A 26,399-nucleotide genomic window follows, 5' to 3' on the forward strand; every position below is an offset into this window, starting at 1 on the left:
CTCACCGCTGCCGGATGCCTGCGCCCAGGTCCAGCAGCTCACAGACGCGTTCGACGGCGGTGCGGTCGCCGCCGTCGAGCCCGCGGATGGGCAGGGGAAGGCTATGCGGTGAAACCAGGCCGAGGTACTCGGCAATCGCGGCGGTCACCCGGAGGCTTCCGTGACGGCCGAAAAGGTCCCACAACGGCTGCAGGCGCCCGGAGATATCCCGTGCACGGTCTGCGTCCCCGGACTGGGCGGCGCGGGTCAGGGCCAAGGCAGGGGCGGGCAGGGTTCCGCCGACCACGGAGTACCAGGCGTCGCATCCGGCGTTCAGTCCGGTTGCGGCGAACGCGTCTCCGGACACGCCGATGGTGACGTGGGCGGGAAGGATGCTGCGCAGGTGGGTGATGCGCGCCGACGCAGCAACCGGGTCGGCCGGAACGCCGGGGATCTTGATCGAAGCAACATGCGGAAGCGCCGCGATCGCCTGATAGAGCTCGTCGGTGAAGGCGAAGCGCGTTGTCCCGGGGTTGTCGTAGACCGCGAGGGGAACGGAGAGCTCCCGGGTCACATCCTCGAACAGGCCGTGTACGTCCTCCGGAGTGAGCGGCTGGTAGGAGACCGGCGCGAGCAGCACTCCCGAAGCTCCGGCGGCCTGCGCGTCGTCAACGAGTTCGAGGACATGCTTGGTGCGCAGTGCGCCTACCCCGATCAGGACCGGTACGTCTCCCGCGCTCTCGACTGCCATGCGTGCCACCCGGGCGCGCTCATCCCGGGTGAAATACGCGTAGGAGCCGGTCGACCCCAGTGCCGTGATTGCGTTGACGCCCGCCGAGACTAAGCGCTCCACCAAGGCGGTGAAAGCGGATTCGTCGATCTGCTGTTCGGCGAGCGGGGTCAGCGGGAACGCGTTGAGGCCGGTGAACATGATGGTGGGCTCCTCGGTGGGCGGAAGGCGGTCGGGGGTGGGCGCAGATGAATGCGCAAGGCAGCCCCCTACTCATGCTCACAGTCGGCTTGGTTCTAACATAGGTCCAAGAATCACAGGAACTGGAGGACCAAAATGGAGGTGGAAATTCCCATAGTGCTGGATCGCACGAGCCACATTCCCCTGGCGGCCCAGCTCGCGGGCCGGCTTCGGGAGGCGATCCTCCAAGGAACTCTCCGGCCCGAACAGACACTGCCCGCTTCGCGGCGACTTGCCGCTGAGCTGGGTGTATCCCGCGGGGTTGTCGTGCGGGCTTATGAGCAGATCTCCGGCGAGGGTTACCTGGAAAGCCATGGATCGGCCGGCACGCGTGTGGCAGTGCGCTTCGACGGTCGCGGAACACCTGCCGTGAAAACCACGCCAAGGCCGGCGGCCGTCCGGGAGGCCATGATCGATCTGACTCCGGGCAGGCCGTCCGGTGAGCCGTTCCGGGACCGTGAATGGCGGGCAGCATGGAAGAGAGCCATCGCCGAGCCAGTCCAGATCGAGCTTCCTCCGGCATTGGGGACGCCGGCCCTGCGCGCAGCCTTGGCCCGCCATTTGGGCGCATCCCGGGGACTCACGGTGGACGCGGGGGACATCGTCGTCACTGCCGGCACCAGTGACGCGCTCCAGCTCATCGCAACAGCCTTGCGAAGCCTAGGCGAAGCTCCCAGGGTTCTTGTCGAAGACCCCGGATACCCAACCGCCCGGCGGGTGCTCACGGCCGCGGGCGCTCTCGTTGAAGCTACTCCGGTTGGGGACGACGGGTCTGAAGTGCGCCAACTCAGCTCCCTCGCGTCTCCGCCGGATGCCATCCTGGTAACCCCTAGCCACCAATATCCCCTGGGCGGACGCATGCCCGTCCAGGAACGCCTCGCCTTGCTCGATTGGGCTGAGCAGAACCGCGTGACAATTCTTGAGGACGACTACGACAGCGAATTCCGCCACACGAGGATGCCCTTGCCGGCGCTTGCCTCGCTGCCGTCCAACGCCGAGGTGATCCTGATAGGCACCTTCTCGAAGACCCTGAGTCCATGGCTGCGCTGCGGCTACCTTGTGGTTCGAGGAGCGGCGGGAGAACGCATCAAGAGAACCAGACAGGACTTGGATACGCCGGTTTCCGGTATTTTGCAGTCCGCGCTGGCCAACTACGTCGACGGCGGAGGGCTGGCAAGGCATATCGCCCGCGCCCGGCGACAGTATGCCCATCGCAGGGCGTTGATGATTGACCGCCTGGGAGCCCGGGATGACCTGAAGCTGGCAGCCCTCGACGGCGGCCTCCACGCCATAATCCGCATCGACGAGCAGGTGGACGCCCGCGAGGTCGTACAAGAAGCCTTCAAGCAGGGCGTGTGTGTTGTGGCTTTGGAGGATTACTTTGCCGAAGGGGCCGCGGAAAACGGGCTCGTTATCGGCTATGGCGCCCCGTCGGACCTGCAGCTAGCCCGCGCCCTGGACGTCATCACGGCCATCATCGATCGGAAGGCGAAGAGCTCCACCTCCGGATCCGCGTGAACTCCTGGCCGGCGGCGGGCAACGACGAAGCGGGGAAGGTCGGACGCCCTGCGTGGCGCCCGGCCCACCCCGCCAATCCTTCGGTGGTGTCGCTTTCTAGGAGTCAGCGCTCCAGTCGGAAGCCAAGCTTGATCCTGACCTGCCAGTCGGCCACTTCGCCCTCCTCAAGATGGCCGCGGATTTCCTTCACTTCGAACCAGTCGAGATGCCTGAGGGTTTGTTTCGCGGTGGCGATGCCGTTCTTGATGGCACTGTCGATGCTTTCGGAAGAAGTTCCGACAATCTCGGAAATGCTGTAAGTGTGGTCAGCCATTTTGTGCTCCTCGCGATCGTCCTTGATACCTGCGGGCAGGCGCGGCCTGCGGAGAGGCGCGGCCCGGCAAGCAGGCGGTGAGAGCAGACTAGCCCAGGCAAAGGCTCGCGGCTAGGAACCGGGGACTCTTCGAAGGGTCAGCCGTGGCTCAGGCCTCGAGCACGTAGTTCTTCAGGTCGTCCAGGGTCTGCTGCATGTGGGCGTCCATTGCCTGCCGGGCCTGGTCCGGGCTGCCTGCGGCCAGGGCGTCGAGGATGTTGCGGTGGTGCCCGATTGCGTGCTCCTGGATCTCGGGAACCTTGGAGGTCTGGGTGCGCCGGGTTTCGAGGACGCGATGGAGGGGCTCGAACAGCACGGCGACGAACACGTTGCCGGAGGCGTGAAGGATCACGTCATGGAAGGCCAGGTCCGCCTCGACGAACGCGGAAACGTCGTTCGTTTCGTGGGCCGACTGCATCGTGTCGACGTGCCTGCGCAGCTGGGCAAGATCTTCCGCCGAGACCTTGGACGCTGCCAGTTCGCAGGCCCCTGTTTCGAGCATGCGGCGCAGTTCAATGAGCTGGACGGCCGCCGCGGCGTCGTTCTCCCCTTCGGAAGCGGCACGCAGTACGGCTTCCAGGGAGGCCCAGCGGTTGAGCGGGTTCACGAAGGTGCCGCGGCCCCGTTCCACGCTGAGGATCTGTTGCGCCTGCAGCGTCTTCATGGCTTCGCGGACGGTCATCCGGCTGACTTCGTGCTTCGCGCTGAGCTCGAGTTCGCCCGGGACCACCGTTCCGGGCGGGAACTCGCCCGCCACGATGCGGTCCAGCAGCTCATCGGCGACGACGCCGACCAGCGACTTGCGTGCCATGGTGCTCCGTTTCTCTTGCCGGACTGGCCGGTTGCCGGTGTTGCCTGCGCACAGGCAACACCATAGATGTCTGACATTTTACGCTGCACTGCAGCGCTCCGGCCGTCAAGCGGGGAAACACGGGCCCGCGTTGCGCACAATCGACGCACCGCGGGCCCGTGTTTCCGAGTCTGTCCGGGTGGACGCTTCAGCCGGCCGTGATGAGGTGGCTGGCGGGGTCGTAGCGGAACGTGACCGGGCCGCCGGCGTGGTTGAGCAGGATGTTGCTGCCGTTGGCTGCCCCGCCCAGCCCGTAGTTCTCCGCCCAGGAATTGTTGATGGCGGCCTTGAACTCATAACTGCCTGCCGGGAGGTTGGCAACGGAGAGCTTCCACGCGCCGTCGGCCGGATCATAGGCGAGCTGGGCCTGCGCGCAGTCCGGCATCCAGTCCCCGGCACAGCCCAGCTCCGAGTCCAGGCTGCCCGGCACGGAAACCGCCGCAGGCTGCTGGCCGGCGTAGGCCGAGCGGATGACGTTGGTGGAGTGGTCGTAGATAAACGTGACCCCGCCGCCCGGGTGGTCCAGGGCGAAATTGGGGCCGTTCGGCTCGCCGCCGGCACCATAGTTCTCGTCCCAGCTGCCGTTGAGCGCTGCTTTGAACTCATAGTGGCCGGCCGGCAGTTCCGGGACCCGCAGCAGCCACAGCCGGTGCGTGGGGTCGTAGCTCATACCCGCTTGGGCGCAGCCGGGCTGCCAGTCCGCTGAGCAGCCCAGTTCACTGTTGAGGCTGCCGGCCACGGTGACCGTGTCCGGCTGGGTGGGTTCGCCGACAGTCCCCGTGCGGACCTCGCTCGAGGCGGTGTGGCCGGCGTTGTCCAGCACCACGGCCCGGTACTCCACAGTGGTGCCTGCCGCGAGGGCCGAAACATCGTGGAAGACCTGGTATGGGGCGTTGTCATCGACGCCGATCCGCTGCCAGTCGCCGCCCGGCACGCGGGCTTCGAAGCTGACTTCGTTGAACGACTTGCCGTCGACGGCGGCGCTGACCTTCATGCGGGTGCTGTCCGCCGCCGCGGTGACGGGCTTGCCGAGCGTGACGGTGGGGGGCCGCCGTCGACGTGGGGAGCTTGTCCACCGCGCGATAGACGACTGCCGAGAGCGGCGGCACGGTGACCTTCAGGGTGGAGTCGGCGGCCGTGGTGAGGTCCTTCGCCGCGTCGCCGTAGATGCGCTTGAATCCGGCGTTGGCCCGGTAGGTGGGCACGGCCGCGGTCTGCGTGGTTTCGCTGTTGTTCAGCGCCACCAGGTACTCGCGCTGTTCGGTGGCCCCGGTGCGGGAGAAGGCGTAGATGCCTGCGCCCTCCGCGGCGTAGCGGTGCTGCTGGGCGCCGTCGCGCAGGGCCGGGTGCTCCTTGGTGAGGGCTGCAAGTTCCTTGATCTTGCGGTACAGCGGGTGGGCGGTGTTGAAGTTGGCTGTGGCGTGCGTGGCAGGGGTGCCCAGGAGGTCGTCGTCAAGGTACTCCTGGACCTGGCTGGCGAACATCGGCTGGCGCGAGTCCTGGTCCCCACCGGCTCCCGTGAAGCCCTGTTCGTCGCCGTAGTAGACCACCGGGTTGCCGCGCGAGAAGTACATGAGTTCGTGCGCCAGGTCGTCCCGCTTCACCAGTTCGGCGTCGGGGGTGCCCGCGTTGTCCTGGGAGATGAACATGCCGATCCGGCCCATGTCGTGGTTACCCAGGAAGGTGGGCAGCTGATAGACGTTGGAATCGGCGTCGGTGTACCAGTCGTCCCCGCCGAAGAAGTCCTGCAGGCCGGAAGCCTTGCTGCTTTGTGAGGCGAAGCTGCGGGCCGCGCCCTGGAATCCGAAGTCCAGTACGGCCTGCATGCGGTTCCGGGTGGTGTATTTCGAGGTGATGGCCTTGGAGGTATCGAAGACCTCGCCGAACATGAAGAACTCGTCCTTGCCGTGCGCCTTCGCGTAGCTGAGGACCTGCGGGCCAAACTGCTGCCAGAACTCGTCGTTGACGTGTTTCATGGTGTCGATCCGGAAGCCGTCGATCCCGAAGTCCCGGATCCAGCCCGTGTAGATGTCCACCATGCCGTTGACCACGCGCGGCTGCTCGGTGAAGAGGTCGTCCAGGCCGAAGAAGTCCCCGTAGGTGGAGTCCTCGCCCGCGAAGTTCGTGTTGCCGCGGTTGTGGTAGAGCGTGGGGTCGTTGAGCCAGGCCGGGACCTTGACGTCCTTTTCGGCATCGGGAACGAACGGCGTGTACGGGAAGGACGTTGCGGCGTCGAGGGTCGGGAAATCCTGGGTGCCCGCGTAGTCGTGGTCGTCGAAGGCTTCGCCGCTTGCGGAGCGGTAGGGTTCGGTGGCCTTGGAGATGTACGGAGCGGAGGCGGTCTCCCGGTACTGGATGACGTCCGCGGTGTGGTTGGCGATGATGTCGAAGTAGACCTTCATGCCGCGGGAGTGCGCGGCATCGATCAGCGACTTCAGCTCGGCGTTCGTGCCCAGGTGGGGGTCGATCTGGGTGAAGTCGGTGACCCAGTAGCCGTGGTAGCCGGCCGAGCTGTTGTCCAGCTGTCCGCCGCCTTGGACGGCCTTGTTCTTGAAGCTCGGGGTGAGCCAGAGGGCGTTGGTGCCCAGGCCTTTGATGTAGTCCAGGCGGTCCTGGAGTCCCTTGAGGTCGCCGCCGTTGTAGTAGCCCTTGCGGGTGGGTTCGAAGCCGGAAACCAGGGGGTCGGTGCCGAGGCCGCCGGTGTCGTTGGCGGGGCTGCCGTTGTTGAAACGGTCCGCCATGACGAAGTAGAAGTTCTGCTCACTGATGCCGCCGCGGACCGAGTGTCCGGCGTCGGGGGAGGGCTTCCGGGCGGCTTCGGCGGCATTCGCGGCGCCGGCGGGAAGAACGGTTGCGGAACAGGCCAGTGCAGCGGCCAGGACGACGGCGGCGGCCCGGCCGAGCGGCCGACGGTGGCCGTCCCGGCGCGCAGCTCCGCGCTTGGAGGTTCTGGGGAGTGACAAGTGATTGAGCCTTTCACGATACGAGGATGCTGTGTGGCAAGTCACAACTGTAAACGTTTGTCGTGGCTGAATCTAGGCTATTCACGGCCATTTCGCTCGTTTGTAATCTGCATTCCTGCTCGATTTTGGAAACGCTTTCAATTTGCTGCCAAGGGGCTCGTGGGCACATTCTGCTGGATCACCGGGGCGGGCTGGCCGGGCAGAGTGCGGAAAGCCGCGGTTCTGCCGGGCCCGGATTGTGGGTGATCCAGCAGAATGTCATAGCGCCGGGGGGCGGGCGCGGGATCGTGACAGGTTCCGCGTGTCATTCGCCCGGCGCCCGGCCTCCCTTGCGGAAACAAGTGGCCGGCATGCGCGCCTCGAGGAATGATGCCGCGACAAGCTGCCGGGTCGAATCCAGGAGGCGCCCGGCCATTGGGTTGAAGGTGCTGCCGCACATTCTGCTGGATCACCGGGCCGGGCTGGCCGGGCAGAGTGCGGAAAGCCGCGGTTCTGCCGGGCGGGATTGTGGGGTGATCCAGCAGGACGTCATGGCGCCCGCAAGATCCGGCGTTGGATCGGCTTGGAGGTGCCGCTTGTGTCTCCTGGAGGTCTAGGCGCCGCCTCCGACAATAAGGGCCGTGGGTGAACCGGTTTCCAGCCGCCCGGCGGGCCCGGCAGGCAGTCCGCTCTCCGGATCCAGGCGGAATGTCACGACGTCGTTGGAACGCTCGTGCGCCACGTGCAGCCAGCCTTCGCGGACCAGATGGTGGCGCGGCCAGTCGCCGCCGCTCGGGGTGTCGGCGACGGGCTCAAGCCGGGTGCCGCCGTCGCCGGCCCGCCCGTCGCCGGCCCGGCCGTCGCTAATCCGCATGGTGCAGATCCGGTTGGAACCGCGCACGCCCACGTAGGCGTGGCGCCCGTCAGGCGAGAGGGCAATCTCCGCCGCGGCGTCGCCGTCGGACGCTTCGGCCGCGCCCGCCGGACCCATCGCCGCAAGTTCAAAACGTCCGTCCGCGCCGGCCCGCACCGCGGCGACCTCGATGGAATACTCGGTTACCACGAAGACCGTCCCGCCCGGGTGCTGCACCAGGTGCCGCGGTCCCGAATCCATCGGCAGCACCACGTCCTGCGTGTGGCGCAGGCCCTCGCCCGGCACGTAATCCCAGAGCCGCAGCAGGTCGTGCCCGAGGTCCGTGGTCATGATCCGGCCGTCCTGCAGCGTCAGGGCGGCGTGCGCCCGGCTGGGCCGGCCGGCGTCGTAAGGGTCCTGCGAAGGCTCCGCCGCGCGTCGCGAGGCAATGGCGCCGCTGGCATCCAGCTCGTACAGCAGCACCTGGCCGTCGCCCCAGCAGTCCACCACGAGGAAGCGGCCCTGCGGGTCGACGGCGACATGGCAGGCAGCCGCGCCCGCGGTCCAGGCTTCGCCGAGCGGCTCAAGGGCGATGCCTGATCCGGTCCGCCGGTAGGCGGAGACCGTCTGCGCGTGCTCGTGGACCGCGTAGACAACGGGAAGGGCCGGGTGGACGGCCAGGAAGGAAGGCGACTCGCAGGCTGCAGCCAGGCCAAGGGCCTCCAGCGAGCCGTCCGGCCGTGCAAGGAGGGCTCCGATCCCCGCGCCGTTGCCGCCGGCGTCCGCGGTGTAGGAACCGGTCCAGATCAAGGTGTCAGGCATTCCGTCAGCTTAGCGACGCAGGTCACTTGCGCAGCGGCAACGGGTCATGTCACACTATTTGCAAATGCAAGATGTCTGACATCTTACATTCCTCGTACAGAACAGCCTTTTCCACACAATGGAGTGCCCCGTGGCCCTTGAAGCCGACGTCCTGGCCGCCTTCCCGGCCGAAGTCCAGGTTCCCGCCCAGCTTGTGGCCGACGCCGTCGCCGCGTCCGCTGCCTCGTCGCCGCGAATCCTCGTGGTGCTGGACGACGATCCCACCGGAACCCAGTCCGTGGCCAAGCTGCCGGTGCTGACCCGCTGGGATGTCGCCGACTTCGGCTGGGCCTTCACCCACGTGGTCGACAATGGCCTGGAACCCGCCGTCTACGTCCTGACCAACACCCGCAGCCTCGACCCCGCGGAGGCCGCCGCACGCAACGAGGAAATCGTCCGCAACGCGCTCGCCGCAGCCCCGGCAGTCGGTGTCCGCGTGGGCTTCGTCAGCCGCTCCGACTCCACCCTGCGCGGCCACTACCCGCTGGAAACGGACGTCATCGCCGCCACCGTCGCCTCCGCTACCGGTGAAGCCACCGACGGCGTCGTGATCGTTCCGGCCTTCCCCGACGCCGGCCGCGTCACCATCGGCGGCGTGCACTACATGCGCGGCGACGCCGGCACCCTCACCCCGGTGTCCGAGACCGAATTCGCCAAGGATGCCAGCTTCGGCTTCGCCAACTCCGAGATGGCCAAGTATGTGGAGGAGAAGTCCCAGGGCCGCTTCCCGGCCGGCGAGGTGATCGTCCTGGACCTGAACACCATCCGCGCGGCAGGTCCGGATGGCGATCCGCAGATCTCCGCCAAGGCCATCGCCGACGCCATCGAATCCGCCACCGACTCCACGCCGATCGTGGCGGACATCGTTACCGAAAACGACTTCCGCCTGCTCGCCCTCGGCCTCGAAGAAGCCGAGCGCCGCGGCAAGAAGCTGCTCTACCGGGTGGGCCCGCCCTTCGTGCGTGGCCGCATCGGCCAGGAAATCCGTGCCGAACTCAGCGGCGAGGAGGCCTTCGAAGGCAACACCCCCTCCACGGCGGGCGGCCTGATCGTGGTCGGCTCGCACGTCGGCCTCACCACCCGCCAGCTCAACGTCCTCACCGCGGAGCACAGCTCCGCCCGTACCATCGAGATCGACGTCGAGAAACTCCTCGCCGCCGGAACCGAAACCGCCACCGGGTCCGAGCACTACCTCGGCACCGTGGTGGCCGCCGTCGTCGACGCCCTGCGCGAAGGCGACGTGATCGTCCACACCAGCCGCCTGCTCATCAAGAGCGACGACGCCGCCGCGAGCCTGCAGATCGCCCGCACCGTCTCCGCCGCCGTCGTCGCCGTGGTGAACCGCACGCTGAAGACCTTCCCGCCGCGCTTCGTCATCGCCAAGGGCGGCATCACCTCCTCGGACGTCGCGGCGCACGGCCTCGAAATCCGCCACGCGATCGTCCGCGGCCCCATGCTGCCGGGCATCGTCTCCCTCTGGGAACCGGTGGACGGCCCCGCCAAGGGCATCCCGTACATCGTCTTCGCGGGCAACGTGGGCAACGACGAATCCCTCGCCCAGGTCGCCCGCAAACTCAGCACCTCTTTCTAGAACCCCTTGTATTCAACGGAGAACACCATGACCAGCAACTACACCGTCACCGTCCTGGGCCTTGGCGCCATGGGCCTGCCCATGGCCACCCGCATGGCCTCCCAGCTGACCGTCCACGGCTTCGACATCGCCGAGCCCCGCCTGGACCTCGCAGCAGCGGCCGGCATCAAGACCTTCGCCTCCGCCCGCGAAGCTTCCCAGGACGCAGACGCCCTGCTGCTGGCCGTGCGCAACGGCGAACAGCTCAACGACGTCCTTTTCGGCGAGAACGGCGTGGCCTCCGTGCTCAAGCCGGGCGCCGTCGTCATCCTCGGCAGCACCGTCGGCACCGAAGCGATCCCGGCAACCGTCCAGCGGTTGGCGGAGTACGGCGTCGAACTGGTTGACGCGCCGCTGTCCGGCGGCCCCAAGCGCGCCGGCGAAGGCGAGCTGCTGATCGTGGTCGGCGCCGCCCCGGCCGCCCTCGAAAAGGCCCGTCCCGCCCTGGAGCTGCTGGCCTCCACCCTGAGCATCGTGGGCGACAAGCCCGGCGACGGCCAGGCCCTGAAGACCGTCAACCAGCTGCTGTGCGGCGTGCACATCGCGGCCGCCGCCGAAGCCCTGGCCCTCGCCGACGCGCTCGGCCTGGACCAGGAAAAGACCCTGGCCGCCCTCGAGGCAGGGGCCGCCGGGTCCTTCATGCTCTCCAACCGCGGCCCGCGCATCCTCGAGGCCTACAGCGAAGAAGGCGCCGAGGTGCTGTCCCGCCTGGACATCTTCGTCAAGGACATGGGCATCGTGGGCAAGGCCACCCGGGCTGCCGGCCTGGCCGCACCAGTCGCCGCAGCTGCTGAACAGCTCTACCTGCTCGGCCAGGCCCAAGGCCTCGCCGCTGCCGACGACTCTGCCGTCATCAAGGTCGTCGCGCCCGCAAGGCGTAGCAAGTAGTACATCCCCAAACCGCTTGACGGCGGTCCCCCCTGCGCCGTCAAGCACCCCCGCTAGCCTTTAACTAGCACGTCAAAGGAGACAACCCCCGATGAATCCCCTCATCACTTCCTTGGCGGTGCGGGCCGCAGACGCCCCTCCCGCCATCAAGCCGGCCGTGGAGCTTGGAACCCCGCTGCTGCTGACCATCGCGGCCCTCGGCGTGGCCGTGCTGCTGGTCATGATCATCCGCTTCAAGGTCCAGGCCTTCGTCGCCCTGCTCACCGTGAGCATCGGCGTCGCGCTCGCCGCCCAGATCCCTCTCAAGGACATCTTCACGGTGGTCGGCAACGGCGTCGGCACCACCATGGGCAAGGTGGCCCTGCTCATCTCCCTCGGCGCCATCCTCGGCCGCATGATCGAGGTTTCCGGGGGCGTGCAGTCCCTCGCCGACCACTTCGTGGGGCGCTTCGGCCGCACCCGCGTGGGTATCGCGCTGACCACCGTCGGCTTCCTCGTCGCCATCCCGGTGTTCTTCGAAGTCGGCGTGATCGTGCTCGTCCCGATCGTCTATGCCTTCTCCAAGCTCCTGAACCTGCACCCGATCAAGTTCGGCCTGCCCATGGCCGGCATCATGCTCGCCATCCACGTGGCCGTCCCCCCGCACCCGGGCATCGTGGCGGGCGCGGGCGTCCTGGGCGCCGACGTCGGACTCATCACCATGCTGTCCCTGGCCATCTGCGTTCCGCTCGGCTTCCTCTCCTACTTCGTCGGCGCGCTGATGAACCGCCGCGAGATGGAGCTCCTGCCCTCCGTGAAGGCCCAGCTTGCGGAGTACGGCAACCCCGAGACCCTCCATGAAGGCCACAAGCGCCAGGAGGCCACGAAGTCCGGCCCCGGAGCCACCTCGATCAACTCCGCCGTCATGGCCCCGCCCTCGGCCGGCCTCATCATGGCGCTCATCGCGACCCCCATCGTCCAGATCATGATCGGGACTGTCGGCACGCTTGTCCTGCCGAAGACCCACGAGCTCTACGGCGTGTTTGCATTCATCGGCACCCCGGCGTTCGCGCTGCTCATCGCCGTCATCCTGGCCTTCTTCCTGCTCGCGGTGCGCCGCGGCTGGTCGCTGTCGGAGACCGGCGAGATCTTCGAACAGTCCCTGCCCCCGATCGCCTCGATCCTCATGATCGTCGCCGCCGGCGGTGTGTTCGGCGAGGTCCTGAAGGTCAGCGGCATCGGCGCGGCCCTCTCCTCCACCCTCTCCGGCATGGGCCTGCCGATCATCCTGCTCGGTTTCATCATTTCGCTGGCACTGCGCGCCGCCCAGGGCTCTGCGACCGTGGCCATCGTGACCACCACGGGCCTGCTCACTGCGGCCGTGCAGGGCGGCGGCTACACGCCGGTGCAGATCGCGCTCATCGTCATCGCCATCGGCTTCGGTGCGCTCGGCCTGAGCCACGTCACCGACGCCGGCTTCTGGGTGGTGGTGCGGTACTACGGCATCACCGTTGCGGACGGCCTCAAGACCTGGACCGTGCTCACCACCATCCTGGGCCTGGCCGGCTTCGCGCTGACCTTCCTGGCCTGGATCCTGGTCGGAAGCCTGGCCCACTGATGCGAGCCAAACTCGACGAACTGGTAACGGCCGCCCTGCAGCGCGGGGCGGCCGTTCCGGCTTTCACCTGCTACGACTTCGCCACCGCCACCGCCGTCGTGGAGGCCGCCGAGGAGACCGGCCTGCCGGTGATCCTCAACGTCGCGCCCAAGACCGCGGCCTCGCGCGCCGGGCAGCGGCTCATCGCTGCCCTCCGCGGCCTGGCCGACGGCGCCGTGGTTCCGGTGTGCGTCCAGCTCGACCACGCCTCGGACCTCGCGGTCATCCGGGAGTCCGTCCGTTCCGGCGCCGACTGCGTGCTCGCGGACGGTTCCTCGCTCGGTTTCGAGGAGAACATCGCCCTGGTGCGGGAAGTGCGTGCCGCACTGGACGCCGACGGCGGAGGTGTGGTGGACGCCGACGGCGGTCTGTACGATCACGGCGCCGCCGCCGTCGTGCTCGAAGCGGAACTTGGCGGGCTGGCCGGCGACGAGGACAAGGCCTTCGGGGTTGACGCCGGGGAGGCTGCCGGCCTCACCGATCCCGCCCAGGTGCGCGACTTCGTGGAGCGTTCCGGCGCGCAGCTGCTGGCCGTGGCCATCGGCAACGTGCACGGCAAGTACAAGGGCGCCCCGCAGATCCGCTGGGACGTGCTGGGCCGGATCTCCGCGGAAACGGACGTGCCGTTGGTGCTGCACGGTGCCTCCGGAATCCCCGCCGACGAATTGCTGAAGGCCCGCACCCTGGGCGTCGGCAAGGTCAACTTCAACACCGAGCTGCGCACCGGGATCCTGGCCACCCTCGAGGCCGAGACCGCCGCGCACCGCGCCGACGGCGAGAACCTCCAGGGCCTGTTGGGCCGCTGGAACGTCTCGGCCAAGGAGTTCGCGGCCGCCACCCTTCGGACGCTGGGGGAGTAGCTCCGGCTACACCCTTGCTATCCGCTGGATGTCCTCAAGGAACTCCTTGACGATTGGCTCCGTGACCGTGGCACGGGTTCCTTCGATGGCCGTCAAATAGTCGCTGCTCATGAGGGCTTGTTCCTTGCGAGGGGATTCCGGGTCGCCCTGAACGGCGCGTTCCAGGGCCTGCTGGGATGCCTTCCTGGCCGCGTATTCGATGTCGGCCGGGGAGAAGCGTTCGCTCGCTTGTGCAAGGGCGTCGACGTCGATGTGCGCGGCGATGGCCCGAGGAATGTACCTGTTCCAGATGGCGGTCCGTGCGTCCAGGTCCGGCGGACCGATCGGAATCACATAATCGAAGCGGCCGTGACGGAGGAATGCCTTGTCCAGGGAACGGATGAAGTTGGTGGCGCAGATCAGCAGCCGCCCTTCCTTCTCCCGGAAGGACGGGATGATTTTCAGGAGTTCGTTGGTGACGCCCTGAAGGGGTGACGACGCCTCGCCTGTTCGGGCGGCCGCGATCTCTTCCACCTCATCGATAAAGACGACGGCGTGCTCCAGTCGGGCGATGTCGGCGAAGACCTGCCGCAGGGCGCCGGCGAGCCCTTGTGGATCGGCCGCAAGCCGCGAAGGAAACACCTCGACGAAAGGCCAGTCGAGGCGGGAAGCCACCGCCTTGGCGAATGTGGTCTTGCCAGTGCCTGGCGGGCCGAAAAGAACCACGGACCGCGGCGGTGTCACGCCGAGGGATTTCGCGAGTTCCGTGCGTGCCAGCGGCAGGATCAGCCGGTTCTCGATGAGAGACTTTTCGCGCTGCATGCCTGCGAGGGCATCCCAGAGGCCGTGCGGAAGGAGCCGCCCGCCCAGCTGGCTGAGCGGCCCGATCTCCTTGGCCTGCAAGGGGATGGTTCGTTCAAAGTAGTGGAGGTCTTCCTCCACCTTGTATTCGCTGTTCCTGAAGGCGCGGACCCTCGTCTCGGAAGCCGGCAGGAGCGCGGAAACCCGCTGGATCCCTTGGCTGGTGAGCCTGTCCTCCATGCCTGCCAGCAAGGCGCTGCCGAGTCCTTGTTCCCGCCATTCCCGGGATTGGGCGAGCATGACAATCCACGCCCGGGCATCCTGGATTTTGCAAGCCACGGCCCCGATAACCTGCCCTTCGCTGACCGCGACTGCTGCGACGCCGTTGGAACAGGCGTCGATGATTTCAGAGAGGGTGTAGACCGGGTGCACCCCGGGCGTCCTGGAGTCCTGCCAGACGCCGATGAGCTGGTCCAGGTCATCGGGGTGGAAATCCCGCACGCTCCAGGGCTGGATGGCGGGCCTGCTGCCGGCCGGCACCGGGGCAATCGTGGAGGTTCCGGTGGGCGCCATGTCAATCGGTCTCCGGGCAACTGCAGTAGAAGCAATCCTCATCGCCGCCGCAATCGGCAGGATCCGCAGGTGTATCAGACAAGGGCGCAATGGCCGGAAATGGAGGCAAGCCGCTCATGGGTCGTTTGTATTCCTTTGGAGTATTGGGAGGGCCCGACGCCGCTGTCGCGCCCTGCGAAGTCCTGTCCAGTATCGGAGGAACTTCCCTTAAGAAAAAGCGATTAGAACTGAAGCATAAGGCTCCGGAAAAGTGATGATTCGGCCGTTAGGCTAGCCCGTCAGCACCCGGAAGCCCAGCTCCGCGTTGAAGCCGTGGATTTCCCGGGTATCGAGCGCCGACATGAAGGCCAGGGTTTCCGGCGTGATCACCTGGCCCGGCACCAGCACCGGGAAGCCGGGCGGATACGGGGTGACGAAGGATGCCGACACCAGCTCCTCGCCCGTCGCCACCCGGCGGGCGAGCTCCCGGGCGTCGAGGTACTCGGTGGCACCCGGCTTGTACGTCTCGAAGTAGGCGTCCCGCATGTTCCCGTCCGGCGTCTGCGGATCCACCCGGAACCGCGCGGCAAAGCGGCTGAAGTCGGGCAGCGGCGGCGGCGAGCTGGTCAGCGCAGCCACGCGGGCTTCGTGTGCCCGCCGGCCCAGGCCGCTCATGGCTGCCTGCTCGTCCTCGAAGGATTCGGCCAGCTTCACCAGCACCTCCACGAGGTACGCCACCGAACTGCGCGAGGTGCCGATGTTGGTCATGAACAACACGCTGTTCCGCGAGGTCTTGTTGACCTGGATGCCGTACTTGTCCATCAGGTACTCGTGCTTGAAGGTGTCCCCGTCCACTCCCGTGAGCCCGATGTGCAGGGTCAGCCGGCTGGGGTCCACCACGAATTCGTCGCGCCGCCAGGATTCGGCCATCGCGGCCAAGCCGTCGCGCAGGGGCATCTGCCGCTGCGTTTCGCGGTACTTCGCCGGGATGAGGTCCCGGGTGCCCAGGATCCGGAAGTACTTCTTCAGCAGCGGGTGCCGCGCCACGGCCTGGGCGATGCTGACCGCCAGGTCCGCCTGCCGCTGCACCAGCTCGTAGCCTTCGAACTCCACCTGCCGGCGCCCCATGTCCAGCGAGGCCAGGATCTGGTAGTTCGGCGAGGTAGAGGTGTGCGTCATGTACGCCTCGTGGAAACTCTCCGCATTCAGCTGCCCGAAGTCCTGGTCATGGATGTGGATCATGGACCCCTGCCGCAGCGAGGTGAGGGTCTTGTGCGTGGACTGGGTGGCGTAGACGCGCAGCCGCGCCGTCGCCGGGTCCGGGATTAGCCGGGCCTGCAGCAACTGCTCGTCGCTGACTGAATCCAGGCCGACGGCGGCGCTTCCGCCACCTGAGTCGACGACGGCGCCAAGCCGCCGCTGCTGTTCGGCGTACCGCCGGGCGTAGCCGGGATCGCGGAACTGCTTTTCAAGCTTCTGTGCCGCGGCCATGGCCGTGCGGCGGCGGTAGATATGGTGGAAACCGGCGAAGGCAAACCAGGCCTCGTCCCAGAGGAACACCAGGTCCGGTTTGATGGCCAGGCATTCCTCCACGACGCGTTCCACGTCGTAGACGATCCCGTCGAAGGTGCAGTTGGTCAGGGCCAGCATCTTCACCTCGTGCAGCCGCCCGGCCCGCCGGTAGTCCAGGAGCATGCGCTTGATGCTCTCCAGCGGGACCGCGCCGTAGAAGGAGAACTCGTCCAGCGGGTAGGCATCCAGGTAGGCCACCTGTGCCCCGGCCAGCATGAGGGCGTAGTGGTGGGACTTGTGGCAGTTCCGGTCCACCAGCACCACGTCGCCGGGGGCCACGATTGACTGGTGCACGATCTTGTTGGCCGTGGACGTGCCGTTGGTGACGAAGAGTGATTTCTGCGCCCCGTAGGCCCGCGCCGCCAGGGACTGGGCCTTCTTCAGGGAACCATGCGGATCGAGCAGCGAGTCCAGGCCGCCGGAAGTCGCCGAGGTTTCAGCCAGCAGCAGGTTCAGCCCGTAGAACTCGCCCAAGTCGTCGATCCACTTCGAGTTCACCACGGAGCCGCCGCGCGAAACGGGCAGGGCGTGGAAGACCCCGGCGGGCTTGCGGCTGTACTGCTGCACCGCGTGGAAGAACGGCGCCTCGTAGCGCGCGGCGGCGCCGCCCAGCAGGGACAGGTGCAGTTCCAGGCTGTCCTGGCGGCGGAACAGCCGGCGGAAACGCCGGCTCAGGGAACCGGCCAGCTCCTCGATGGACACCCCGGCCACGAGATAAAGGTCCAGCTCGGGGCGCAGTTCGCCGAGCTTCTCCGCGAGCATCAGGATGCGGTCCATCGGCCGTCCAGGCACCTCGCCGCAGACGAAGCCTTCCAGGAAGCCGCGCAGGTCCCGGCTGAGCCGCTGCCGGCTCCGGGCCACGAAACCGGGCCGCAGCACGCAGGCCTGGATGTCCGGGTTGAGGAGCACGGCCACCAGAGCATCCTCGAAGCTGGGCACGAACACCGCCTCGTACACGAACTCGTCCGCCGGGCGCCGCTGGGCCAGCAGATCGGCCCGCATCGCCTCGCGCTCGGCCTCGGACATGTCGTCGATCACCAGCACTTCGAAGCGCCGCCGCGTCTCGGCCGGGCCTTCAGGCTGCTCTGATTCCCGCTCCAGATCCGCCGCCGTTTCAGGGGCTGCCTGCCCGTGCCGGGCAAGCCGCCGCGTCACCGGCTCTATCAGCGCCAGCGCACTGCCGTAGTCGCCGTTTTCCAGGCTGTCCCGCAGCTCGGCCACGTAGCCTTGCCCGGGCGCGGCCCAGTACATTTCCACCGCCTCCAGCATCGGCAGCAGCCGCGCCGCTTCGACGGACAGCCGCCCGTTGCCGGGAACGCGCCCGGAGCCGTGCCCGACGGCGGCCGCCTGCTTGACCGTGTAGCCCAGGTATTCCCACGCGTCCACGCGCAGGCGCCACACACTGCTGGGAACCTCGCTGCCGGGAGTCCCGGCTGCTGAAGTTTCGGCTCCGGCGGGATGGCCCGGAAAGCGGGTGCCGGCGTCGGGCGTTGTGGCGGAATGGTGCGGTCCGCCCTGCGGGGCGTCTGCGGCACGGGGCTGGCGGAGGGGCGCTGCGGGAAGCATGGGGATCCTGGTTCTCGTTCTGCTGGTGCCGGAGGCGTCGTTGCAACCGGCTGTTCCCACTAAACGACGAATGCCCTGTGGTGCGGGCCGCATTACTTCCGCTTCTGTCTGGAACTCCGGAATGCCCCGCTAGCGCCCTTCCCGCCACAGGGGCAGCGGCACCACGCCGGTGCTGCGGCCGCTTTCGTCCAGCACGTGGCCGAGCCGTTTGTAGGTGCGCACCACCGCTTGGCGCGAGATGACCGTGCTCCCGGGTGCACGGGCGGCGAGCTCGCGTTCGTGGGCCTGGACCTCGAGGTAATCGCGCACCCAGAAGGTGACCACCAGGTTCTGGGCACCCAGAACCTGGGCGCTCAGCCGGCAGCTGGGCAACGCGGCGAAGTAGCGGCCGACGTCGTCCACCTGGGTTGCCGGGACGTTGAGCGCCAGGCTCACTTCGCGGAGGTTCTGTTGCACCGCGGCGGCGGTGTCGCAGCGCATGGTGATGTAGCCGGAGGCGAGGAAGCGTTCCACACGGCGGCGGGCGGTCTGAGCGGAGACCCCGCACGCGGAGCCGAGCTCGGCCCAGCCGGCGCGGCCGTCCCTGGCCAGGGCTTCCAGCAGGGCGGCGTCCAGTTTGTCGGGGGAATATGCCGGGGGAGGAGGCGTGGATCCCTTGGCCATGAGCCGCGCCCGCGCCGGCTCGAGAGTGCCGCTGCGCCAATCGGATGCCTGCCGGTACAGCTGGGTCACGAACACCACCTCGCGACGGGTGACGCCGGGCAGATCCGCGAAGGAACCGGTGATGATCGACATCAGTTCTTCGTGGCTGGAGGCGAAGCAGTCCACGAACAGGTCGTGCGGCCCGGACACCAGGGACACCGTGCCGAAGGCCGGTTCTGCGCACAGCCGCTCGATCAGGGCCCCGTGGTGCTCCGGGGTGGAGGAGAGGTTGATAAACGCGGACCAGCCGGCGCTGAGGTAGCGCGGGCCGGGAGATGGCGTGATCCAGGCAAGGCCCTGCCCTGCCAGCGCGCTCCAGCGCCGGGCCACGGTGGGGCCGGACAGCTCCAGGACGTCCGCCACCCGGGACCAGTCGGCCCGCGGATTGATCTGGAGGGCGTTGACGATTTCAAGATCCAGCTCGGAGATCATGGAAGATTCTTTCAAATTTGTGCCCTTGGTGGCGGTTTTCATCAATAATCCGCCGGTGCGTGAGGGGCTGAATAACGTTGTGACTCGCGCCACTCCGGGCGCCCCGAACCCCAAGGAAGCATATGGCAAGCAAGATAGTGCCTCCCAAGGCAATGCCAGCGGCGACGGCGGACATCACCCGCAAGGCCATCATCGGCATGATCCTGGCAATGGCCCTGGTCGAATCCCTCAGCGGCGTCACCCAGGGCTACCTGAACCCGATCCTCCCAGCCCTGGGCCCGGTCTTCGCCATCGACGACCCCACCATCAACGGCATCTTCCTGATCTCCAACGTCAGCTTCGCCGTGCTCACCCCGATCATCTCCCGCCTTGGCGACAGCTACGGCTACCGGCTGGTGCTGCGCTGCTCCACCGCGGTGGTGGCGCTGGGCGCGTTCGTGATGGCGTTCTGGCCTTCGCTGTGGACGGTGACGGCCGGCGTCGTCCTGCTCACCTGCGTGGTGGGCTTCATCCCGCTGATGATGGGCATCCTGCGCGTCAGCAGCCCCGCCCACACCCGCACGGGCGTCAGTGTGATGATCGGCGTCCTCATGATCACCTTCGGTGCCGGCGGGCTGCTGGCCGGGATCATCGGCGCCTCCCAGCCGACGCTCGGCCTCTGGGTGGCCGTGCCGTTCGCCGTCGCCGCGCTTGTTGCCTCCTTCCTCCTGCCCGACGCCGGAACCCCCACCCGCGAAGGTCTCGCCCTTGTGCCGCTGATGTCTTGCTCGCTGGGCCTGATCGGCTTCGTGGTGGCGCTGTCCATGGGCCCGGAGTGGGGCTGGCTGGACATCCGCACTCTGGCCTCGGGCCTGTTGGGACTTGGCCTCCTGGCCGTCTGGGTCAGGATCGATTCCCGGCGGCCGGAACAGGGCGGTTCAGCCCAGGGCAGGCGCTTCATGGACCTGCGCATGCTCGCCAATCCCCGGATCCGCACGGTCTCCCTGGCGACCTTCTTCTTCGGTTTCGCCTCGATCAGCTACTTCGGCACCAACGGCATCTTCCTGCACGCCAACCCGGAGAAGACCGGCTACGGCTTCGCCCTGAGTTCCTTTGCCATCGCGGTCATCCTGGCCCTGGGCTCCGTGCTCTCCCTGGTGTCCTCGCTGCTGACCGCCCGCGTGCTGCGCAGCTTCGGTGAGCGGTCAACGCTGGTGTTCGCCGGCATGCTGCTGGCCGGCGGCTTCGCCATCATGGCCCTCGCGCACGACTCCCTGGCCGGATACTGCGGCCGGCTTCGCGCTCTTCAACCTCAGCCTTGGCATGTACCAGGCGGGCACCCGTGCCCTGTCCGTTGAGGGCGTCCCCATGGAGGAAACCTCGACGGCGGCCGGCCTGAACGAGCTGGCACTGTCCGTCGGGATCGCGGTGGGCGCCGCCGTCGTGAAGCTGATCTCCTCAAGCACCGCGGACGGCGGGCGGATCAGCGAGGGCGGACTCTTCGCCATCTGGGGTGCGCTCGCGGTGGCCGCGCTCGTCGCCTCGGTGGCCTCGGCCCGTTACCCGAAGCGACTGGCTGCGGAGGCGCAGGCATGAGTAACGCCGCCCTGGCCGCGCCCCCGGCCGTGCAACAGCAGCTGGAGTCCGCACTGGGGCATTGGGAGGCCGACATCCTCGGCCTGAGCCACGCGATCCACGCCGATCCCGAACTCAGCGGGGAGGAGTTCCGTGCGGCCAAGCGCGTCCGTGCCCTGCTCGGCTCCGCGGGTTTCGCCTTGGACGCCGTCCAGCCCTCGCTCCCGACCGCGTTCAGCGCACGGTATGGCAGCGGGAGCCTGGTGGTGGGGCTCTGCGTCGAATACGACGCCCTGCCGGACATCGGCCACGCCTGCGGACACAACGTCAACGCGGCCGGCGCTGTGGGCGCCGCCCTGGCGCTCGCCGCCGTCGCCGACGACCTCGGCGTCACCGTCAAGGTGCTCGGCACGCCGGCGGAGGAAAGCCTGGGCGGCAAGGTGGCGATGATCGAAGAAGGCTTCTTCGACGACGTCGGCCTGGCCATGATGGCCCACGCCGCCGCCTCCGATGTGGTGGGCGGAACCTCCCTGGCCATGTGCATGTGGGAGGTGCTCTACGAGGGCCGTCCCGCCCACGCGGCGGCCGCCCCGGAAGAGGGCATCAACGCCCTGGACGCCCTGGTGGTGGCGCAGACCGCGCTGGCCCTGGCCAGGCAGCAGCTGCCTGCCGGGGCCATCGTCTCGGTAATCGTCACCGAGGGCGGCAGCGCCGTCAACGTGATCCCGGAACGCGCCCGGGCCAGCGTGGAAATGCGCGCACCGGACATCGCTGCCCTGCGCGTGATCGAGGACCGGGTCCGCCGCTGCCTCGAAGCAGGAGCCCTGGCCAGCCGTGCCTCGCTCACCGTGACGCCGTCGGGCAATCCGTACGCGGAGCTGCGGCAGGACCGCTACCTGTCCGAGGCCTACCGGGAGGCCATGGTGCTCCGTGGCCGGGAAGTCGCCTTCGACCCGGCCCCGGTGGCCTCCACGGACATGGGCAACGTCTCCCTGCTGGTGCCGAGCATCCACCCGCTGGTGGGCTACGAGGTGGGCGGCGCGGCCCACCACACCGCGGAGTTCGCAGCGCACGGCGCCACCGCGTCGGCGGACCGGGCAGTGCTCGACGGCGCGTTCGGCCTGGCGATGGCAGCCGCGGCTGCCGCCCTGGATCCGCGGGAGCGGGAGCGGCTGCTGCGCTGAGCCCGGTTGGCGCGGCGGGCCCAACGGGGCGTGTGCTCGGTGGGGCGCCGGCGCCGCGGCTAGGATCGGTCCATGACTGTAGCTTCCCTGGTATTCGCGCTGCTCGCCGGCCTCCTGCACGTGTACATCTTCAGCATGGAATCCATCACCTGGACCCGCCCGGCAACATGGAAGCGTTTCGGCGTCGCGTCGCAGGCCGACGCCGAAACCACCAAGCCGATGGCCTTCAACCAGGGCTTCTACAACCTGTTCCTCGCCGTCGGCGCGCTCGCCGGGATCTGTTTCGTGGCCGGCGGGCGCCCCGAGATCGGCTGGACCCTGGTCTTCGCCTCCTGCGGCTCCATGCTGCTGGCTTCGCTGGTGCTGCTCGCCAGCGGCAAGAAGTACCTCCGCCCCGCGGTGCTGCAAGGCACGACACCGCTGCTCGCCGTCGTCCTCGGGGTTCTGGCGGTTGCCGCAGGCTGAGGCTGTTGGGCGGCCCGGCCCCGCACATCACCCCAAGGTGAAACCCTGGGAGTCATCCACCTGCCCGACACGCAGAGCCTGCGCCGCCTCGGCCCTAGTGAAGCATGCCGGGGGACCGGGCCCACGTGGCCGGTCCCCCGATCAGATTAGGAGTGCTCGGCCCGCTCCAGATTCCGGCCGGCATGGGAACCGGCGACGTCCAATCCAGCGATGTCGGACCCTCCAGCACCCTCCCCGACCGCCTCGCCGCGGCTCTTCCTGAGGACGAAGTAGAGGACGACGATGCCGATGGCAAACGGGACCCCGAAAATCAACGTCATCCGGAAAGCCTCTACGAAGAGGGTCGTGACCATGACGGCGACCATGAGAGCGGCTCCGGCCCAGGACGCCGCCGGGTAGAGGCGCAGCTTGTATGACAATGCTGTCCCGTCGCGCTTTATTGCGCGTCGGAAAGCCAGGTGGGTTACAAAGATCATGAGCCACGTGGCCATGGCCCCGAACATCGACAACGCCATCATGAAGGTGAAGCCTGACTCCGGGTTCATGGCGTAGACGCACGCCGCCACCGCGATTCCACCGGTGCAGAGGATCAGCGCATTGACCGGCGATCCGTTCCTATGAAGCCGCCCGAACACGGCTGGCGCCTGCCCGGCTCGAGACAGGCTGAACATCATTCGGGTGGAGATGTAGAGCTGCGAATTCATCGCTGAGAGGGCAGCCACAATCACCACAACGTTGATGGCGGAGTCGGCGAACGGAATGCCGATGACCTGCATGACGGTGACGAAGGGGCTGTTTCCGGCAAGGATTTGGCTGACGGGTGCAATGGCCAGGATCAGCGCCAGGGTCAGGATGTAGAAGAGGAAGAGACGGAATACCGTCACCTTGAATGCCTTCTTGACCGCAGTTCCCGGATCCTTCGCTTCACCCGCAGCAATGGCGATCATCTCCACCGAGAGGTAGCTGAAGATCGCGACAATCACTGCCACCCACATGCCGGACACTCCGTTCGGGAAGAACCCTCCCTCGGCGGTGTAGTTATGGATGCCGTAGCCGGACTCCCGTTTTCCAAAGACCAGGATGGCGGCGAGCAGGATGAATCCGAGGATGGCGAACACTTTGATGCTGGAAAACCAGTACTCCAGAGTACCGAAGGCCTTGACGTTGAACATGTTGACGGCAATGAGAACCCCGGCAAACAACAGGATCCAAACCAGCGGAGGAACTCCCGGGAACCACAGCTTCATATAGTCCCCGATCGCGAGGACCTCAGTGCCAACAGCCAGCACAATGCAGGACCAGTAGAGGTACTTCACCAGGAATCCCGCGAGGGGCGAAATGTAGTGCTCGGCGAATGCACCGAAGGATCCGGTGGTCGAATGGGCCACGGTCATCTCAGCCAGCCCGCCCATCAGCATCACAGCGATCAGGCCACCGATTGCATAGCTGAGCAGGACGCTGGGGCCGGCAAATGATATTGCGAACTTGCTTCCGAGGAAGAGTCCGGTGCCGATCGCGCCTCCCAGCGCGATCATGGTCAATTGGGGGCTGGTGAGTTCGCGTTTGAGTCCGCGTTCTCGGTTCTTAATCAGGTCGAAGCTATGCGACATCATTGTCTCCCTTGCTCGAAACTTTCGGGTGTTGCGCCCCTGGGCTGGCGCTCAGGGATAACGGCGATGCCTTGGATCTGGATGAGGCCTTCCTTCTGCCACAGCCGCGTGACTGCGAGCATTCCGTGCGCAAAGCAAGACGGCTTCGGGAGCGACCCAGGACTGACGGTCTTGTGGCACATGCTGCCCATCCTCTTGATGGCTGCCGTACGTTCAAAACCCTCCGTGCGGATCATCCCCGCCGTGCCGTGTTGAGCATAGGTGACGATCGTAAGAAAGTCGATATATTAAGTGCCGGTCACCACTGGTCTCCCGATCCGCTGCATCCCGCTTTACATCCCGGCGCGGCTGAGCGAGAGGCTCACCGTGGAGGGCCCTGGCGCGCGGCAACGCCTGGCCTTGCGCAGGAGCCCCCCACCCTCCAAGGCCACTGCCCTTATCTGCCAACTCGGCGGACAATGGAGCCAGCAGGGGTACATCAGCCGCAGGGGGCGCGATGGGATTCATGGGCGAAAAGAAGGAAGTTGCCGGGCAGGCCGCCAGCGGTGCGCGGCGCGACCCGGTCATCGATATCGCCCGCTTCTTTTGCCTCATCCTGGTGGTCTTCTCGCACTGCATGATGGTCAGCCCGGTGCTGCACCCCGATGGCACCGTGACCACGGAAAACACCCTCATGGAGCAGCGCTGGTTCGAGCCCGTGCTCTGGGTCCTGCAGGTCATGCCGTTGTTCTTCGTGCTGGGCGGGATCACCGGGCTTGAATCCTGGCGGCGCTTGCGGGCCCGCGGCGGAACCGGCGTGGACTACGCCCAACTGCGGCTTCTGCGCCTAGTCCGGCCCGCCACCGCCTTGCTTGCCGTGATGTTCCTGGGATTGATCGCCGCGCAACTCCTGGGCGTCCACCCGCAGGTCGTCCAACTCATGGCCACTGGAGCCGGAATGCCCTTGTGGTTCCTGGCCGCCTATCTCGCCGCGCAGCTGAGCGTCCCGCTGCTGGCCAGGATGCACGCACGTGCGCCGTGGCTGACCCTCTCCGCCCTGGTAGCAGCGGTGATCACTGTCGACAGCCTGCGTGGCGCGTTTCCCATCCTCGTATCGCTCAACATGGTGTTCGTCTGGTGCGCGGTGCAGCAGTTCGGCTTCTTCATTGCCGACGGTTTCCTCGCCGGGCGCAGCAGCGGATGGCTGGTGGGGCTCGTGGCGGGCAGCAACCTGCTGCTCGGGCTGATCACCGGGGCCGGGGTGTACTCGGGGAACATGATCGTGAACCTGAACCCGCCGAACCTGTGCATGCTGCTGCTGGGCCTTTCGCAGGCGGCCACCCTGCAACTGATCCGCCCGGCGGTCGCCTGGCTGGCCCGCGCCCGCTGGGTGCTCTGGGTGGTTGCGGTGGCCGGCCGCCGCTCGATGACCGTCTACCTCTGGCACCTGCCCCTGCTGGTGGGGATGTCCGGACTGCTGTTGCTTACTTCCTTCCCCAAGCCCGCCGCCGGTACCGCCGAATGGTGGTGGGCCCGGCCGCTGGTGCTGCTCGCCGTCGTCGTGCTGCTGCTGCCGGTCCTGCTGTTGTTCGGCAGGCTCGAGGAACGCCCGACGGCGGCAGTCCACGCGCGGGGCCGCGCGCCTGCCGCGGTGGTGACGGCCGGCGTCGTGGTTTTCATCCCCATGCTGGACGCAGCACTGAACGGGCTCACGGTCGCCCTGTTGGGCGGCGGGGCGGCGTGCTTCATGCTCGCGGTGCTGCTGCTGGGACGCGTGGTGGAACCGTCGCGGACCCCGCTTGCGGGTCCGAAGACTGGGGCTGGCGAGGGGCACCAGCCGCCATTGCCAGAGCCCGGAATACGTGCCAATGTCGAGTCATGACCGAGTTCACGGATTCCCTGGCAGAGTCTTTCCACGGTGACGTCACCACTGTCCGGAATGACAAGTTCCACCGTTACGAACTCCTGGTGAACGGTGAAGTTGCGGTGATTTCCCAGTTCATGGACCGTCCCGGCCATATCGATTTCATGCATACGGAGACCAGGGAAAAGTTCAAGGGGCGCGGCCTGGCGAGGGTCCTGGCACGCTTCGCACTGGACGACGTGGTGGCCTCCGGGAAACGCATCATCCCGCACTGCCCGTACATTGCCGCCTTCCTGCGCAAGCACGAGGGCTACGAGCTCGACGTCGACTGGCCGGCCGAGCCGCCCGTGGGAGAGCCCGGCAACGAGTAGGGCCGGCTGGTTCTGGAACGCGTCGGCCGCGAGCAGCCGCGGGCTATCCCAGTCGGTGTTGTCGATGACGCGTGCAGCGCGAAACCACGGCGTGCACGATAGGAAATAGAGCCGCTGGCCTTCCACATAGCGGCTCATTTGGGGATGCTTCGGGTCATCAGGACTGCCGTCCCGGCGGGCCATCCGGGCAGCTGTTTCGCTGAAAGGGACATGCAGGAATACGGAGTAGTCCCAGCAGTCATTCAACTCAGCACGGTGGAGGAACATGCCTTCCACGGCCGCAGGGTTTGTCCCTTCGAATGATGCCGCGGAATCCGCCGCTCCGCGTGCCGCCCCCCGAGCCCCCGTGTGCCGCCCCCGAGCCCCCCATGTGCCATCGCCACCCGCGCCAGGACAGACAAAGCCGGGCAAGCTACCCCACGCCGACCC

The 26,399-nt window shown here is 67.3% G+C and carries 19 protein-coding genes and 1 pseudogene; 11 read left to right on the forward strand and 9 right to left on the reverse strand.

Annotation, left to right across the window (positions count from 1 at the left end):
- Position 1: 1 nt before the first annotated feature.
- Complete coding sequence (locus tag ACZ9CK_RS00370) at positions 2 to 910, reverse strand: dihydrodipicolinate synthase family protein (protein ID WP_476048902.1); 909 nt, start codon at positions 908 to 910, stop codon at positions 2 to 4.
- A gap of 156 nt (positions 911 to 1,066) precedes the next feature.
- Here ACZ9CK_RS00370 and pdxR point away from each other — a divergent pair, with 156 nt between their 5' ends.
- Positions 1,067 to 2,467 carry a MocR-like pyridoxine biosynthesis transcription factor PdxR gene (pdxR, locus tag ACZ9CK_RS00375; protein WP_476048903.1) on the forward strand — a complete coding sequence of 467 codons (1,401 nt, stop codon included), beginning with the start codon at positions 1,067 to 1,069 and terminating at the stop codon, positions 2,465 to 2,467.
- Positions 2,468 to 2,570: 103 nt separating this feature from the next.
- Here pdxR and ACZ9CK_RS00380 read toward each other — a convergent pair whose 3' ends face one another.
- From ACZ9CK_RS00380 to ACZ9CK_RS00395, 4 genes and pseudogenes are all read right to left on the reverse strand, one after another.
- Positions 2,571 to 2,780: a dodecin gene (locus ACZ9CK_RS00380; RefSeq protein ID WP_426301608.1), complete on the reverse strand. Its 210-nt coding sequence runs from the start codon at positions 2,778 to 2,780 to the stop codon at positions 2,571 to 2,573.
- Between the two features lie 148 nt (positions 2,781 to 2,928).
- On the reverse strand, positions 2,929 to 3,630 hold the full coding sequence (locus ACZ9CK_RS00385) for a FadR/GntR family transcriptional regulator (RefSeq protein ID WP_476048904.1): 702 nt from the start codon (positions 3,628 to 3,630) through the stop codon (positions 2,929 to 2,931).
- A 187-nt stretch (positions 3,631 to 3,817) separates the two neighbouring features.
- Positions 3,818 to 6,548: pseudogene (locus ACZ9CK_RS00390) on the reverse strand (alpha-amylase family glycosyl hydrolase).
- A 676-nt stretch (positions 6,549 to 7,224) separates the two neighbouring features.
- Positions 7,225 to 8,286: a lactonase family protein gene (locus tag ACZ9CK_RS00395; RefSeq protein WP_476048905.1), complete on the reverse strand. Its 1,062-nt coding sequence runs from the start codon at positions 8,284 to 8,286 to the stop codon at positions 7,225 to 7,227.
- A gap of 130 nt (positions 8,287 to 8,416) precedes the next feature.
- On the opposite strand from ACZ9CK_RS00395, the gene ACZ9CK_RS00400 reads away from it, so the two are divergent.
- The 4 genes from ACZ9CK_RS00400 (at position 8,417) to ACZ9CK_RS00415 (ending at position 13,339) form a co-directional block, all read left to right on the forward strand.
- Complete coding sequence (locus ACZ9CK_RS00400) at positions 8,417 to 9,916, forward strand: four-carbon acid sugar kinase family protein (protein ID WP_476048906.1); 1,500 nt, start codon at positions 8,417 to 8,419, stop codon at positions 9,914 to 9,916.
- A gap of 27 nt (positions 9,917 to 9,943) precedes the next feature.
- Positions 9,944 to 10,843 (forward strand): NAD(P)-dependent oxidoreductase, encoded by a 900-nt coding sequence (locus ACZ9CK_RS00405; protein WP_476048907.1) that lies wholly within the window; start codon positions 9,944 to 9,946, stop codon positions 10,841 to 10,843.
- A gap of 91 nt (positions 10,844 to 10,934) precedes the next feature.
- Positions 10,935 to 12,440 carry a GntP family transporter gene (locus ACZ9CK_RS00410; protein WP_476048908.1) on the forward strand — a complete coding sequence of 502 codons (1,506 nt, stop codon included), beginning with the start codon at positions 10,935 to 10,937 and terminating at the stop codon, positions 12,438 to 12,440.
- Positions 12,440 to 13,339: a class II fructose-bisphosphate aldolase gene (locus ACZ9CK_RS00415; RefSeq protein WP_476048909.1), complete on the forward strand. Its 900-nt coding sequence runs from the start codon at positions 12,440 to 12,442 to the stop codon at positions 13,337 to 13,339. Before ACZ9CK_RS00410 ends, ACZ9CK_RS00415 begins: the two co-directional genes overlap by 1 nt.
- Before the next feature lie 6 nt (positions 13,340 to 13,345).
- On the opposite strand, the gene ACZ9CK_RS00420 is transcribed toward ACZ9CK_RS00415, so the two are convergent.
- The 3 genes from ACZ9CK_RS00420 to ACZ9CK_RS00430 form a co-directional block, all read right to left on the reverse strand.
- The gene (locus tag ACZ9CK_RS00420; protein WP_426303360.1) at positions 13,346 to 14,635 is read right to left on the reverse strand and encodes an ATP-binding protein; all 1,290 of its coding nucleotides are present in this window, start codon (positions 14,633 to 14,635) and stop codon (positions 13,346 to 13,348) included.
- A gap of 327 nt (positions 14,636 to 14,962) precedes the next feature.
- On the reverse strand, positions 14,963 to 17,809 hold the full coding sequence (locus ACZ9CK_RS00425) for an aminotransferase class I/II-fold pyridoxal phosphate-dependent enzyme (RefSeq protein WP_476048910.1): 2,847 nt from the start codon (positions 17,807 to 17,809) through the stop codon (positions 14,963 to 14,965).
- Positions 17,810 to 17,938: 129 nt separating this feature from the next.
- Positions 17,939 to 18,943: an Lrp/AsnC family transcriptional regulator gene (locus ACZ9CK_RS00430; RefSeq protein WP_426301628.1), complete on the reverse strand. Its 1,005-nt coding sequence runs from the start codon at positions 18,941 to 18,943 to the stop codon at positions 17,939 to 17,941.
- Between the two features lie 122 nt (positions 18,944 to 19,065).
- Here ACZ9CK_RS00430 and ACZ9CK_RS00435 point away from each other — a divergent pair, with 122 nt between their 5' ends.
- The 4 genes from ACZ9CK_RS00435 (at position 19,066) to ACZ9CK_RS00450 (ending at position 22,146) form a co-directional block, all read left to right on the forward strand.
- Complete coding sequence (locus ACZ9CK_RS00435) at positions 19,066 to 20,280, forward strand: MFS transporter (protein ID WP_476048911.1); 1,215 nt, start codon at positions 19,066 to 19,068, stop codon at positions 20,278 to 20,280.
- 10 nt (positions 20,281 to 20,290) lie between these two features.
- A complete protein-coding gene (locus ACZ9CK_RS00440; protein WP_476048912.1) occupies positions 20,291 to 20,518 on the forward strand; it encodes a hypothetical protein in 228 nt (75 codons plus the stop codon).
- Positions 20,515 to 21,681, forward strand: coding sequence for an amidohydrolase (locus ACZ9CK_RS00445; RefSeq protein WP_476048913.1), 1,167 nt, complete (start codon positions 20,515 to 20,517; stop codon positions 21,679 to 21,681). The genes ACZ9CK_RS00440 and ACZ9CK_RS00445 overlap by 4 nt, the downstream gene beginning before the upstream one ends.
- A 72-nt stretch (positions 21,682 to 21,753) precedes the next feature.
- Positions 21,754 to 22,146 carry a DUF1304 domain-containing protein gene (locus tag ACZ9CK_RS00450; protein WP_426301634.1) on the forward strand — a complete coding sequence of 131 codons (393 nt, stop codon included), beginning with the start codon at positions 21,754 to 21,756 and terminating at the stop codon, positions 22,144 to 22,146.
- Between the two features lie 146 nt (positions 22,147 to 22,292).
- Here the strand turns inward: ACZ9CK_RS00450 and ACZ9CK_RS00455 are convergent, their stop codons facing one another.
- Positions 22,293 to 23,759 carry an amino acid permease gene (locus ACZ9CK_RS00455; RefSeq protein ID WP_476048914.1) on the reverse strand — a complete coding sequence of 489 codons (1,467 nt, stop codon included), beginning with the start codon at positions 23,757 to 23,759 and terminating at the stop codon, positions 22,293 to 22,295.
- Positions 23,760 to 24,261: 502 nt separating this feature from the next.
- Between ACZ9CK_RS00455 and ACZ9CK_RS00460 the strand changes: the two genes are divergently transcribed.
- Together ACZ9CK_RS00460 and ACZ9CK_RS00465 are read left to right on the forward strand one after the other, a co-directional pair.
- Positions 24,262 to 25,617, forward strand: a complete 1,356-nt coding sequence (locus tag ACZ9CK_RS00460; protein WP_476048916.1) for an acyltransferase family protein — start codon at positions 24,262 to 24,264, stop codon at positions 25,615 to 25,617.
- On the forward strand, positions 25,614 to 25,970 hold the full coding sequence (locus tag ACZ9CK_RS00465) for a GNAT family N-acetyltransferase (RefSeq protein ID WP_426301640.1): 357 nt from the start codon (positions 25,614 to 25,616) through the stop codon (positions 25,968 to 25,970). Before ACZ9CK_RS00460 ends, ACZ9CK_RS00465 begins: the two co-directional genes overlap by 4 nt.
- Positions 25,971 to 26,399: the final 429 nt, after the last annotated feature.

The sequence above is a fragment of the Arthrobacter sp. TE26545 genome (assembly GCF_056279005.1).

Bases quoted from the DNA above. Each gene is read 5' to 3' on its own strand.
- ACZ9CK_RS00370 (WP_476048902.1), bottom strand. From the start codon at position 910: ATGTTCACCGGCCTCAACGCGTTCCCGCTGACCCCGCTCGCCGAACAG.
- ACZ9CK_RS00380 (WP_426301608.1), bottom strand. From the start codon at position 2,780: ATGGCTGACCACACTTACAGCATTTCCGAGATTGTCGGAACTTCTTCC.
- ACZ9CK_RS00385 (WP_476048904.1), bottom strand. From the start codon at position 3,630: ATGGCACGCAAGTCGCTGGTCGGCGTCGTCGCCGATGAGCTGCTGGAC.
- ACZ9CK_RS00395 (WP_476048905.1), bottom strand. From the start codon at position 8,286: ATGCCTGACACCTTGATCTGGACCGGTTCCTACACCGCGGACGCCGGC.
- ACZ9CK_RS00405 (WP_476048907.1), top strand. From the start codon at position 9,944: ATGACCAGCAACTACACCGTCACCGTCCTGGGCCTTGGCGCCATGGGC.
- ACZ9CK_RS00410 (WP_476048908.1), top strand. From the start codon at position 10,935: ATGAATCCCCTCATCACTTCCTTGGCGGTGCGGGCCGCAGACGCCCCT.
- ACZ9CK_RS00415 (WP_476048909.1), top strand. From the start codon at position 12,440: ATGCGAGCCAAACTCGACGAACTGGTAACGGCCGCCCTGCAGCGCGGG.
- ACZ9CK_RS00425 (WP_476048910.1), bottom strand. From the start codon at position 17,809: ATGCTTCCCGCAGCGCCCCTCCGCCAGCCCCGTGCCGCAGACGCCCCG.
- ACZ9CK_RS00430 (WP_426301628.1), bottom strand. From the start codon at position 18,943: ATGATCTCCGAGCTGGATCTTGAAATCGTCAACGCCCTCCAGATCAAT.
- ACZ9CK_RS00435 (WP_476048911.1), top strand. From the start codon at position 19,066: ATGGCAAGCAAGATAGTGCCTCCCAAGGCAATGCCAGCGGCGACGGCG.
- ACZ9CK_RS00440 (WP_476048912.1), top strand. From the start codon at position 20,291: ATGGAGGAAACCTCGACGGCGGCCGGCCTGAACGAGCTGGCACTGTCC.
- ACZ9CK_RS00445 (WP_476048913.1), top strand. From the start codon at position 20,515: ATGAGTAACGCCGCCCTGGCCGCGCCCCCGGCCGTGCAACAGCAGCTG.
- ACZ9CK_RS00450 (WP_426301634.1), top strand. From the start codon at position 21,754: ATGACTGTAGCTTCCCTGGTATTCGCGCTGCTCGCCGGCCTCCTGCAC.
- ACZ9CK_RS00455 (WP_476048914.1), bottom strand. From the start codon at position 23,759: ATGATGTCGCATAGCTTCGACCTGATTAAGAACCGAGAACGCGGACTC.
- ACZ9CK_RS00460 (WP_476048916.1), top strand. From the start codon at position 24,262: ATGGGCGAAAAGAAGGAAGTTGCCGGGCAGGCCGCCAGCGGTGCGCGG.
- ACZ9CK_RS00465 (WP_426301640.1), top strand. From the start codon at position 25,614: ATGACCGAGTTCACGGATTCCCTGGCAGAGTCTTTCCACGGTGACGTC.